Consider the following 12,878-nt stretch of genomic DNA (forward strand, 5'->3'; position numbering starts at 1 on the left):
TGGCGAGAGTGCGTCCCGGTTTCAGTCTCCTGGCAGTAACTCAAACGACTGAACGAGCGATTAGGGCCCGACCCTGTGCGCGGTGCCTATTTAAAACAGCAAGGAGAGACTGAAATGAGTGGAAAAAAAAGTTCGCCTACTGCATCTGCACCTTTGGTTCTCAATGCACCCACGATTAGCGAGGCGCTGGATGATGCGACCGGCCTTATTCCAGTGAGCGTCGCATCTGTGGGCATTACCCTCCAATTGAACACAGGGAACGCTACGAGGGGCAACGATTGGATGAGCGTCGAAATTCGCGACATCACGGTGACTCCGCCTACTTGGACTACCTTCGTGGCACCTTATCAAATCAACCTGCCCACGCCGGTTCCTCCGACCATCAGCAGGTTTGTGCCTGCGCCAGTACCTGAGTTTCGACATGGTTTTTATGAACTCAGAAATATTCAGTACCGTAATAACGGTGGCGTGCCGGGCCCTTCCCTCGATACCTCCAACCCAGGCGCGTTCCGGGTCGATACCATTGCGCCTTATGCCATAGAGACGTCACGTGAACAGCCGACTGTTCCAGTCTTCAACAATGTGCCGCCCGGTACAGTGATCAACGATGCGTTCCTGATAGCTGAAGGCGGCCTGGAGATTGGCATCCCCGCGAACACCTATGGCCCACAACCTGGGCGATATGAAGCGGGAGATAGGATTAACGTGTACTTCAGTCCGGTAATGGACCCGCGACCCGAGTATTTGGTGAGTGGTGACGGCATACCGATGCTGCCTACAGGCGGCACATTCTTCCTACCCAGGGCGCAGATTATTCTGAGTGGGCTGTACTATATTTTCTACACCATCACGGATCGGGCGGGTAACACCAGTCGCCCTTCGTTCAATGATTTTCGCACCGTCGCGTTGCTGGACGATCCCGTGCCGTTGCCGCTCTTCCTGCCATTGGCGCCGGCCCCGCGGGACGGCAGCACCGATGATCTGCTCGATATTCCGGATTTTGTACAAGGTATTGAAACGCACATTGAAGAGTATCTTGATCACGCTATAGGACTGGACAAGTTCGAGGTGCAATGGCAAGCACAGCCTTTTGGCCCGCAAACCACCGAGCTCAGGGCTTTTCCGGTGGTTTTCAATAATATGAATGCGGCGATCAAGGCTGCCTATACCCAGGCGCTTGGCCCACAGACGGTGAGTGTGCGCTACCGTATCGACCGAAATGGCGTGTTTTTCGAATCTCCCGACAAGACCGTGCGACTTGACTTGTCGGTGGAAGGACCGGTTTTACCAGGCACCCTGGAACCCGGCGATGTGAACCCCGCGCTGAACCTGGCGCAAGTGTATGGTGCGGTTTCAGATGAACTGAATACCCTGCGCATTGGCGATGCGGATCAACCCGTCAGGATTGTGATTCCACTCTGGGACATTGCTGCGTTGCCCCATGCCGAAAATAGGTTTTTCTTGTTCTGGGGACTTTCAAAAGAGCGGGTAGGGCCCTTTCCCCTCAGCACGACAACGCCTGGCGCCGACGCGACGTTCAACATCCCCTGGGAGGTAGTCGCCCGGCATGGCAATGGCATGCAGCCTGTCAGTTACGTTGTCACCGGCCCTGGCACCACTAACGAAAACCCGTCGGGCGTTACCCAGGTCAACGTGATCGATGCGGTGACCGTGGTACTGCCGGCTGCCGAATTCTTGCATCTTGATGCCAATGACGAGTGGAGCTGCCAATCCCTGCAAACTCGTGGGCCCGGTTCTCCGCCGACTTATTATGCCGAGGTGTTCATTCCAGCCGACCCGAGATTGGTGGCGGGTAACAGCGTGACGGTAACCGTTACTATCTCCTGCGAGGCCTTTGGTTTTCCACCGGGTCCATTCACGCAAGACTTTACCTATCCTTCGTTGCGCCCAGAGGATGTGACTAATGGCTTTAATGTCGAGATCCCTTATCGTCCATTCTTGACACAGTCTGTTCTTGGGCCTTGTGAAGTCACCTACAGCACGATTGTAAATACAGGGGCAACCGGTCACAGCGAGTTGGCCGAGGTGTACACAGTATTTTCCAACCCGGACACATACTGTGATGGGATGCAAATCGTCAGACCTTGACGCCGCTCCAAGTAGGGTCTCCCAAAGGGAAGCATGGCTTCCCTTTGGGCGCATTAGGCATTGCGAATTGTCCTCTCCAGGCGAGCATTCTTGTGCGCCTTATCCAGCACTTCTAGCCCTTGTGAGCATCACAGCTCGTTCAGATTAATCCTACAGTCATAGTTATGTTCGCTGCGTAATCTCTGCGCCGTACAGGTAAGGCTCCATTCCGAGGGAACGAGCCAAACCGTTTCAAAGGCTCTACCTCAGAGAGAGAACCCTATGTCTGTGTTAACTAACTTCGAGCTCAAACCACTGAGCAAGATGATGAAAGTTCCAACTATTACTTTTCTTATGTTTACGGCTGTTCAAACTACCGCACAAGCGGGCCAACTGATTGGCGAGTCAAAAACCATTCAGGCCAATGAACTGCAAAATGACTGGCAACTGGATCTGAAGTCCGAGTTGACCGTCAACGGCGCCCGCACACACCATATTCTGGTCAACGATTCGGCACTGATTGTAAACGCTGGCAGCCGGATCGATGACATCCGTGCCACCCAGGGTTCTTCCGTGAGCCTGAACGGTGCCACCGTCGATTCAAACCATACGGTGTTCGGTGCGGTGCGACTGGATGATAGCGATGCGCTCATTCGCGACAGCAGCATCACCAGCCATACCACGGTAGGCCTGCAAGCCTTCCAGAGCCACGACTCCGACAAGGGGGGCGTTGCCACGGTGTTTAACAGCACCATCAGCGGCCTCCTCGGCGGGGCAATCACAACTGGCAACAGCGAGCTGCACTTCAGTCAAAATACCTTGGTCGAAGGCACCGGCGCCGACAGTTTTGGCGTGTTTGTCGACGGCGCAACGGTCACTGCCAGCCAAAGCAGCATCGTGGGTGGTAAGAACGGTGTGTTGTTCACCGATGACTATGATAACGGTAGCGTTGGCAAACTGATCCTGGACAACTCCAGCGTTGAAGGTCGCAGCGGTTCCGCCCTCGTGGTCAATGGCGAGTACGGTTCGACCCCGGAAGTTGAAATTGATGTGCGCAATGGCTCCACGTTGACTGGCGGCAACGGCACGTTGCTGGAAGTCAACGGCAATGCCATGGCCACTATGAATGTCGACAACAGCCGATTGAACGGGAATGTCATCGTAGAAACGGGCAGTACGGCGCATTTGAACCTGCAGAACAACGCCGGCCTGACCGGTCAATTGCAGAATGTCACCAGCCTGAACGTCGGCGACCGGTCTTTCTGGGAGTTGACAGGCCACAGTCAAGTCGGCGCCTTGAGCCTGGCGGGCGGCACGGTTAAGTTCGGCCATACCGACGCGTTCTATCAGTTGGACCTGGACAGCCTCGACGGTAACGGCACCTTTGTCATGGGCACCGATTTCGCGCGTGGTATCACGGACTTCCTGAACATCGAGGGCGAAGCTAAAGGCAACCACCATCTGTTGCTCGCGGCGAGCGGCGCAGAGCCAGTCAACCCCGATGGTATTCGTATCGTTCACACGGGCGGCGGTGACGCACACTTCTCGCTGGTGGGCGACATGGTTGACGTTGGCGCTTATTCCTACGCCCTGAAAAAAGAAGGCACCGACTGGTTCCTCGACCCGAACAACCGTGTGATCAGCCCAGGCACTCGCTCGGTACTGGCGCTGTTCAACACCGCACCGACCGTGTGGTACGGCGAGGCGACTTCGCTGCGGACTCGCATGGGTGAGTTGCGTTTCGAGCCGGGTCAGGCGGGGCTGTGGGTTCGCGGTTACGGGAATAAGTACGAAGTGTCTGACAGTACTGGTGTTGGCTACAGCCAGAACCAGCAGGGCTTCACCCTGGGTGCCGACACGCCGTTGGCTGACAGCCAGTGGATGGTGGGGGTGATGGCTGGTCATAGCAGCTCGGACTTGAACCTCAAACGCGGTACTTCCGGTAACGTGAAGAGCTACTACCTGGGGGCTTACGCGACTTGGCTGGAAGAGGAAAGCGGGCTGTATTTCGATGCGGTCGCCAAGGTCAACCGGTTCCAGAATGAGTCCAAGGTCGGGCTGAGTGACGGCACCTCGTCCAAGGGCAAGTACAACAACACCGGTGGCGGTTTGTCGGCAGAGTTCGGTCGCAACATCAAGCTGGACGACGGCTTCTTTGTCGAGCCGTATGCCCAGGTCTCCACCGTGGTGATTCAGGGGGCCAATTACAACCTGGACAACGGCTTGCAAGCCAAGGGTGAGCGAACCCGTTCGATCATGGCCAAGGCCGGCGCGACGGTAGGGCGCGACATCCAACTCGACAGTGGCAGCGTGGTGCAGCCTTACCTGCGGGCGGCGATGGTGCATGAGTTTGCCAACAACAATAAGGTCTCGGTGAACAACAATGTGTTCAACAACGACCTGTCCGGTTCTCGTGCTGAATTCGGCGCGGGTGTTGCGGTGAAACTGTCGCAAAACCTGCAGCTGCATGCTGACCTCGAGCACAGCAGCGGCGGCAAGGTCGAACAGCCTTGGGGCGCCAACGTAGGTGTTCGTTACACTTGGTAAATGCGAGACATACAACAACGCCCGTGTCGAAAGATACGGGCGTTTTTTTTGGTATATTCCATCAACTGGTCAGGTCGAAATCGACCTCCAGAATATGCGGGTTTCCGTTCACATCTTCATCGGTAGTTGCACGCAGCGAACCTTTGATTTTAATGACGCCCGCGGCCAGTCCCTCAATGATCAATGTGCCTTCAATGCCACTCACCGTATAATGCGCCGTGGGAGACTTCACCGAATACCAAACTTGGACGCTGGTATTCTGCTGTTCTTCCAGTTTGATTACCTGGCCGACACGAAGAGTATCCGGCACCTGAATAAATAGTTCTTTTACGGTCACTGAGTTATCGGCGTGGCGTCCAGTGATTCTGTAGACCGCCTGTTCGAAGTCATGTGCCAGGGTCTGGGTCTGAAAGACCACGGTTGACAAATCGATGCGCGCATGGAAAGTGCCAGATGCAAGGTATCGTTTGGGACGCAATGCCTTTTGTTGTTCAGGGGTTAAAGTTTGCGCTTGTGCGGTCATGATCGCTTCTCCATCACTGATGATTGTGCGAGTCACAGAGACATCAATGGCTCTGTCTGAGCCATGTAATAGCAGAGTACCTGCGCTGTAAACTGTCAGAAGTAACAGTATACGGCGGGTGCGACTTATGCGTGATCATGAGGCTGATTTGCTGGCGTGCTTGATGTTGTTAGGGGGTGCCCTGAAACGGAGATTCTTGTCAGGTATGAGTATCTAAATAGGTCTTTTTTAATTCGGTTTTGTACTAACGTAAGTTGGCATGGGCACCGTCAGACAATTACGCTCAGCCAGGTCGCAGTCAATAGTAATAGCGCCATATATTGGTTGAAGCGTGTCATTGCACGAGGCGACGTGAAAACACGGCTTGTTCCAGCGCCCAGTAACGCCCAGACGCCGAGGCATGGAAGCGATATCAGGAAAAACACCAGGGAAAGACACACCACCTGGCTCTGGCGTTCCGCACCGTTGCCGGCAAACACGCTGACCACCGCCAACGCCATCATCCAGGTCTTGGGGTTGATCAATTGCAGGCTGGCCGCGCCGGTCAAGCCGAGACGCTTAGGTGTTGATTGCGCGTCCAAGGCCTGGGGGCGCGAGTTGAAAATCTGCCAGGCCAGGTAGCTCAACCACGCGACACCGGCCCATTGCATGGCCGTTTGCACCTTGGGCAGTTGCACCAGGGACTGGCCGACGCCCGAGCCGACCAGCAACACAATCCCCGCCGCGCCAGTGCAGGCCCCCAGGATGATCGGCAGGGCCGCTTTGAAGCCATAGCGCGCGCTGTTGCTCAGCACCAGGATGTTGGTGGGGCCGGGAGTAATGGCTGCGACGAAGGCAAACAGCATAAAAGGCAGCAAGCTGGACAACATGGCGGTGGACTCCGGTAAACCCATTGATGGAGTCGATCTTGACCAGCGTTCATATCACCTGTCTGGAAGATTTGAGCAGCGCTTGCGGTAGGCGGCGGGCGTCAGGCCATAAGCGCGCACGAACCAGCGGCCTAGGTGGCTCTGATCGGCAAAACCCAGGGCGGTCGCCACATCGGCCGGTTGTTCACCTTTGGCCAGCAAGTGCCGCGCGCGGGCCAGGCGCAGTTGCACCAGATAAGCATGGGGCGGCAGGCCAAACGCGCTCTTGAACGCACGGGTCAGGCGGAAGCGGTCGACGCCGCAGGCCAGCGCCAGCGCGTCCATGCCTACATCGTGATGCAGGTGGGCATGCAGGTATTCCCGGGCTTTGTGGGCGACCAGCGGCAGGCGTGGGTCGTCACGGTAACGGCTGCGCCAGTGGAGCTGGCCGGTGAGGCGTTCGAGCAACTGGTCCATGGCCCGTTGTCGCACGATGCGCAATTCGCCACTGTGCAGGGTGCGAAAGGCTTGGCTGGTGGCAAGGGCCAGGCGTGGGTCGTTGGTCAAGGTCGCGGCAAAACTCAGCTGGCTGTTGACGGGAGCCTCTTCGAAGACCGCGCTCACTTCCCGCGTCAACCACTGCGGGTCGAGGTAGAGCATGTGGTAGGTAAAACCGTCGGCCGTGGGCGCGTCGCCGTCATGCAACTCGCCGGGTTCCACCAGGAACACCTGGCCGGGCACGCTGTTGTGGCGCGTGCGGCGGCAGTTGAATTGCTGCACGCCTTGTTCGGTCACGCCGATCAGGTAGCTGTCGTGCCAATGGGGATCGTAGGCATGGCCTTCGAAATGCGCGCGCAGGGTCTCGATGCCGGTGTCGGCGTCCTGGGACAGATCGATCCAATTGTGCGCGGCCATCACAACACCGAGGCGGAATAGACGATGCTATCTAGCGCCCATCGAGTCGTGGGCGTCTAGAAGGTTTGTGCGGCGTCAATTGAACAGTCCCGCGGCAATATTGATCGAAAAGCCGAGGATCGCCGTGTTGAACAGAAACCCGATCAGCGATTGTCCCAGTACCACCTTGCGCATGCTGCGGGTGGCAACACCCACGTCCGACGTTTGCACGGCGACGCCGATGGTGAAGGAAAAGTACAGGAAGTCCCAATAGTTGGGGGTCAACAACCCCTCGGCAAAGCGCAGCGCCGGCTCTTTGCCGGCCCAGGTGTAATAGAGCCGGGCGTAGTGAACGCTGAAGATCACCCCGATCAACAACCATGAGCCGATGACCGTCAGGCCGGTAAAACCGTAGTGCAACAGCCGCTCGGCGGTGCTCAGGTCCTTGCTGCCGACCAGTTCGAAGGTGATGGTGGCCAGGCTGGCGATGGCCGCGATGCACACCGTGAACAGCACCAGGCCGGCGTTCTCATCCTCGATCTCGGCGATGCGTTTGACGTCTTCGGCCTTGGCGCGGATGGTCAGCCACAGCATCAGCACCAGGTAGATCCAGACGCCGGCATTCCAGCCGATCAGGATTTTGCTCACGAGTGTATCGGCGGGTACCAGGATGCCAACGGCAAGGCCCAGGACGGCGGCGCAAGAGAGGCGAGGGTGGGTGCGGGCGAGGAAGGGCATGGGTGCTCACAACAAGGGCGGTTGTGAGCACCATAGCGCATTTTTGCGCGGGTTATGGACGCTTGCGCACCAGCTTCATGACGACCACAAAGAACACCGGCACAAACACCACAGCCAGCGTCGCAGTGATCATCCCGCCGATCACCCCCGTACCGATCGCTTGCTGGCTCGCTGAACTGGCGCCGGTGGCAATCGCCAGGGGCACCACGCCGAGGATGAACGCCAGCGAGGTCATGATGATCGGCCGCAAGCGCAGCCGCGCGGCCTTCAAGGTCGCGTCGAGCAAGTCTTCGCCCTGCTCGTACAGGTCCTTGGCGAACTCGATGATCAGGATCGCGTTCTTCGCCGACAGGCCGATGATGGTGATCAGCCCGACCTTGAAGAACACATCGTTGGGCATGCCGCGCAAGGTCACGGCCAACACCGCGCCGAGCACGCCCAGCGGCACCACCAGCAGCACCGATGTCGGGATCGACCAGCTTTCATACAGGGCGGCCAGGCACAGGAACACAATCAGCAGCGACAGGCCCAGCAACAGCGGCGCCTGGGAGCCGGACAGGCGTTCCTGCAACGACAGGCCGGTCCATTCCTGGCCCAGGCCCGCCGGCAGTTGGTTGACCAGGCGCTGGATTTCTTCCATCGCCTCGCCCGTGCTGTGCCCCGGTGCCGCTTCACCGGAAATGGCGATGGCCGGGTAGCCGTTGTAACGGGTCAACTGCGTCGGCCCCTGGGTCCACTTGGCTACGACGAACGCGGACAGCGGCACCATCTCGCCGGCCTTGTTGCGCACGTTGATCTTCAACAGATCCGCGACCTGGCTGCGTTGGTCGCCTTCGGCCTGCACCACCACGCGCTGCATGCGGCCCTGGTTGGGGAAGTCATTGACGTAGGTCGAACCGATGGCCGACGACAGTACATTGCCCACATCGGCGAAGGACACGCCCAGCGCGTTGGCCTGCTTGCGGTCGACCTGCAGCTGCACTTGCGGCGCTTCGGCCAGGGCGCTTTCACGCACGTTGGCCAGGATCGGGCTTTTTCCCGCAGCGTCCAGCAGTTCGGTACGCGCCGCCATCAACGCCGCGTGGCCGACGCCGCCACGGTCCTGCAGGCGGAACTCGAAACCGCTGCTGGTGCCGAGGCCGTCCACCGGTGGAGGCAGGATCGCATAGGCAATCGCGTCTTTCAGTTCGGTGAACGCCATGTTGGCGCGGTCGGCAATCGCGGCGGCCGAATCGTCGCTGCTGCGTTGCGACCAATCCTTGAGCGTGGTGAACGCCAGCGCCGCGTTCTGCCCGGAGCCGGAGAAACTGAAGCCCATGATCATGGTGGTGTCGCCAACCCCGGGCTCTTCGGCGTTGTGCGCTTCGATCTGTTCGGCCACCTGCACCGTGCGGTTCTTGCTCGCGCCCGGCGGCAACTGGATATCGATGATGGTGTAACCCTGGTCTTCCACCGGCAGGAACGAGGAGGGCAGGCGACTGAACATCAGCCCCAGGCCCACCAGCAGCACCAGGTAGATCAACAGGTAACGGCCGCTGCGCTTGAGGGCATACGCCACCCAGCCTTCGTAGCGGTCGGTGAGCCGTTCGAAACGCCGGTTGAACCAGCCGAAGAACCCGCCCTTGGCGTGGTGCTCATCCTTGGCGATCGGCTTGAGCAGGGTCGCGCAAAGTGCCGGGGTCAAGGTCAGGGCGAGGAACGCCGAGAACAGGATCGAGGTGGCCATCGACAGCGAAAACTGCTGGTAGATCACCCCCACCGAGCCTGGCATGAATGCCATCGGCAGAAACACCGCCACCAGCACCAACGTAATGCCGATGATGGCCCCGGTGATCTGGCCCATGGCCTTGCGCGTGGCCTCTTTGGGCGACAGGCCCTCGCTGACCATGATCCGCTCGACGTTCTCCACCACCACGATCGCATCGTCCACCAGGATACCGATGGCCAGCACCATGCCGAACATGGTCAGCACGTTGATCGAGAACCCGAGCAACAGCATGGTGGCGAAGGTGCCCATCAACGCAATCGGCACCACCAGGGTCGGGATCAGCGTGTAGCGCACGTTCTGCAGGAACAGGAACATCACCGCGAACACCAGCGCCATCGCTTCGAGCAGGGTGTAGACCACCTTGGTGATCGAGACTTTGACGAACGGCGAGGTGTCATACGGGATCTTGTATTCGACATTGGCCGGGAAGTAGCGCGACAGCTCATCCATCTTCGCCCGCACCATGTTCGCGGTGCTCAGCGCATTGGCGCCCGGCGACAGTTGCACACTGACGGCGGTGGACGGCTTGCCGTTCAGGCGTGTGGAGAACTGGTATTCCTGGCTGCCGACTTCCACCCGCGCCACATCGCCGATACGCACGGTGGAGCCGTCGGGGTTGGCCTTGAGCACGATGTCGGCGAACTCGGCCGGCGTGGACAACTGGCCCTTGACCAGGATTGCCGCGGTGATTTCCTGGGTCTTGGTGCCCGGCAAGTCGCCGATGCTGCCGGCGGAAACCTGGGCGTTCTGCGCGCTGATCGCGGCATTCACGTCGGCCGGGGTCAGGTTGAAAGCGATCAGCTTCTGCGGGTCGATCCACACCCGCATGGCCCGCTCGGCGCCATACAGCTGGGCCTTGCCCACCCCGTCGAGGCGCTTGAGCTCGTTCATCACGTTGCGCGCCAGGTAGTCGCTGAGCGCCACGTCATCGAGCTTGCCGTCGCTGGAGGTCAGGGTCACCAGCAGCAGGAAGCCGGCGGAGACTTTCTCCACCTGCAAACCCTGCTGGGTCACCGCCTGGGGCAAGCGCGATTCCACGGCCTTGAGGCGGTTCTGCACATCGACCTGGGCCATCTCCGGGTTGGTGCCCGGCTGGAAAGTCGCGGTGATGGTGGCCGAGCCGAGGCTGCTCTGGGATTCGAAATACAGCAGGTGATCGGCGCCATTGAGCTCTTGCTCGATCAGGCTGACCACGCTTTCATCCAGGGTCTGCGCCGAAGCGCCGGGGTACACCGCGTAGATCTCGACTTTCGGCGGTGCGACGTTGGGGTACTGGGCCACCGGCAACTGCGGGATGGCGAGCGCGCCGGCCAGCAGGATAAACAGGGCGACCACCCAGGCGAAGATCGGGCGGTCAATAAAGAACTGCGGCATGGTCAAAGATCCTTATTGGCCGGAAGCCTGGGCGGGCGGCGGCGGGCTGTCATCCACTTGAACTTTTTCACCGGGACGCGCGTGTTGCACGCCCTCGACGACGATGCGGTCACCGGCCTTGAGCCCGGCGCTGACGACCCAGCGGTCATCGAGCACCGCGCCCAATTCCACCGGTTGCAAACTCACGGTTTGTTCGGCGTCCAACAACAGCACCATCGGGATGCCGGCGCTGTCGCGGGTGATCGCGCGTTGCGGCACGCTGATGCCTTGGCGGTCGACCGCCTGTTCCAGGCGCACGCGCACAAAACTGCCGGGCAGCAGGTCGAGGTCCGGGTTGGGGAACTCGCTGCGCAGGATGATCTGCCCGGTGCCGGGGTCGACGCTGATCTCGGCGAAGAGCAATTTGCCCGGCAGCGGATACAGGCTGCCGTCGTCCTGGATCAGCGTGGCCTTGGCCTGGTCCTGGCCGACTTGTTTCAGGCTGCCGGCGCGGAAGGCGCGGCGCAGCTCGTTCAACTCACGGGTGGACTGGGTCAGGTCGGCGTGGATCGGGTCCAATTGCTGGATGATCGCCAGCGGCGTGGCCTCGTTCTGGCCGACCAGCGCGCCTTCGGTCACCAGCGCACGCCCGATGCGCCCGGAAATCGGCGCGGTGACGGTGGCGTAGCCCAGGTTCAGTTTGGCCCGTTCGACGGCGGCCTTGTTCGCGGCGACCTCGGCGTTGGTCTGGCGCAGGGCGGCGCGGGCGTTGTCGTAGTCCTGGCCGCTGATGGCGTTGCCTTCGACCAACTGGCTGTAGCGCTGTTCTTGCAGGCGCGCCTGGAACGCATTGGCCTCGGCCTTGCTCAGGTTGGCCTGAGCACTGTCCAGGTCGGCCTTGAACGGTGCCGGGTCAATGCGAAACAGCACGTCGCCCTGTTTCACGTCGTGGCCTTCCTTGAACACCCGCTGCATCACCACCCCGGCGACCCGCGCGCGCACTTCGGCAATGCGCGGCGCGGCAATGCGCCCGCTCAGTTCACTGCTGATGGACAGGGGTTTGGCCTCGAGGGTTTCGATGCGGACTGTGGCCAGGGGCATTTCCGGTGCTTCGGCGGACGACTCGTCACACGCACTCAGGGCGAGTGTCAGGGCCAGCAAGCAAAACGGCGCAAACAGATTCTTCGACATGCTCTTATCCCAATATTGACTGGTGCATCCTAATGTCGCCGGCACTGCGCTGCTGTGAAGCTGTGTAGGTCGTCTGTGAAGAAATGTAAGGTGCAGCCCACGTTCGGCCGCGGGCGTATATCCTTGCACAACCTTGCAAACACTGAAGATCAAATGTGGCAGGGCGCAAGTCCCCTCCCACATGGGATTTGTGTAAGACCCATAACTGCATTATTTGGAAACACCATGCCCAACATCCTCCTGGTCGAAGACGACGCCGCGCTCTCCGAGCTGATTGCCAGCTACCTGGAGCGCAATGGCTACCACGTCAGCGTGCTCAGCCGGGGCGACCATGTTCGCGAACGCGCGCGGCTCAACCCGCCAGACCTGGTGATCCTCGACCTGATGCTGCCCGGCCTCGACGGCCTGCAAGTGTGCCGTTTGCTGCGCGCCGATTCGGCGGGCCTGCCGATCCTGATGCTGACCGCCCGCGATGACAGCCACGACCAGGTGCTGGGCCTGGAAATGGGCGCCGACGACTACGTCACCAAACCCTGCGAGCCCCGCGTGCTACTGGCCCGGGTCCGCACGCTGTTGCGCCGCAGCAGCTTGTCCGAACCGCAGGTGGCCAACGACCAGATCGTCATCGGCAACCTGTGCATCGACCTGTCGGAACGCACCGCGACCTGGCGCGAGCAGGCGGTGGAGTTGTCCAGCGGCGAATACAACCTGCTGGTGGTGCTGGCGCGGCATGCCGGTGAAGTGCTCAGCCGCGATCAGATCCTGCAACGCCTGCGCGGGATCGAGTTCAACGGCACCGACCGCTCGGTGGACGTGGCCATCTCCAAGCTGCGCCGCAAGTTCGACGACCACGCCGGGGAAGCGCGCAAGATCAAGACGGTGTGGGGCAAAGGCTATCTGTTCAGCCGATCCGAGTGGGAATGCTGAG

At 60.0% G+C, this 12,878-nt stretch carries 9 protein-coding genes; 3 read left to right on the forward strand and 6 right to left on the reverse strand.

Features of this window, described 5'->3' with window-relative positions; all coding sequences use genetic code 11:
• The first annotated feature begins 114 nt into the window (after window positions 1-114).
• Both NR164_RS20720 and NR164_RS20725 read left to right on the forward strand, forming a co-directional pair.
• Window positions 115-2,109: a hypothetical protein gene (locus tag NR164_RS20720; RefSeq protein ID WP_256823208.1), complete on the forward strand. Its 1,995-nt coding sequence runs from the start codon at window positions 115-117 to the stop codon at window positions 2,107-2,109.
• 261 nt (window positions 2,110-2,370) lie between these two features.
• Window positions 2,371-4,635, forward strand: a complete 2,265-nt coding sequence (locus NR164_RS20725) for an autotransporter outer membrane beta-barrel domain-containing protein (protein ID WP_079443648.1) — start codon at window positions 2,371-2,373, stop codon at window positions 4,633-4,635.
• A 61-nt stretch (window positions 4,636-4,696) separates the two neighbouring features.
• Here NR164_RS20725 and NR164_RS20730 read toward each other — a convergent pair whose 3' ends face one another.
• The 6 genes from NR164_RS20730 to NR164_RS20755 form a co-directional block, all read right to left on the reverse strand.
• Window positions 4,697-5,158: a hypothetical protein gene (locus tag NR164_RS20730; RefSeq protein WP_046383177.1), complete on the reverse strand. Its 462-nt coding sequence runs from the start codon at window positions 5,156-5,158 to the stop codon at window positions 4,697-4,699.
• A 269-nt stretch (window positions 5,159-5,427) separates the two neighbouring features.
• On the reverse strand, window positions 5,428-6,027 hold the full coding sequence (locus NR164_RS20735) for a LysE family translocator (RefSeq protein ID WP_046383178.1): 600 nt from the start codon (window positions 6,025-6,027) through the stop codon (window positions 5,428-5,430).
• Between the two features lie 54 nt (window positions 6,028-6,081).
• The gene (locus tag NR164_RS20740; RefSeq protein WP_256823209.1) at window positions 6,082-6,921 is read right to left on the reverse strand and encodes an AraC family transcriptional regulator; all 840 of its coding nucleotides are present in this window, start codon (window positions 6,919-6,921) and stop codon (window positions 6,082-6,084) included.
• 75 nt (window positions 6,922-6,996) lie between these two features.
• Window positions 6,997-7,638, reverse strand: a complete 642-nt coding sequence (locus tag NR164_RS20745; RefSeq protein ID WP_017848412.1) for a DUF1345 domain-containing protein — start codon at window positions 7,636-7,638, stop codon at window positions 6,997-6,999.
• Window positions 7,639-7,690: 52 nt separating this feature from the next.
• Complete coding sequence (locus NR164_RS20750) at window positions 7,691-10,780, reverse strand: efflux RND transporter permease subunit (RefSeq protein WP_079443650.1); 3,090 nt, start codon at window positions 10,778-10,780, stop codon at window positions 7,691-7,693.
• A 12-nt stretch (window positions 10,781-10,792) separates the two neighbouring features.
• Window positions 10,793-11,950, reverse strand: coding sequence for an efflux RND transporter periplasmic adaptor subunit (locus NR164_RS20755; RefSeq protein WP_256823210.1), 1,158 nt, complete (start codon window positions 11,948-11,950; stop codon window positions 10,793-10,795).
• Window positions 11,951-12,175: 225 nt separating this feature from the next.
• Between NR164_RS20755 and NR164_RS20760 the strand changes: the two genes are divergently transcribed.
• Window positions 12,176-12,877: a response regulator transcription factor gene (locus tag NR164_RS20760; protein ID WP_017848415.1), complete on the forward strand. Its 702-nt coding sequence runs from the start codon at window positions 12,176-12,178 to the stop codon at window positions 12,875-12,877.
• The last annotated feature ends 1 nt before the right edge of the window (window position 12,878 follow it).

This window comes from Pseudomonas sp. Pse79, assembly GCF_024519615.1.
Lineage (GTDB): Bacteria > Pseudomonadota > Gammaproteobacteria > Pseudomonadales > Pseudomonadaceae > Aquipseudomonas > Aquipseudomonas veronii.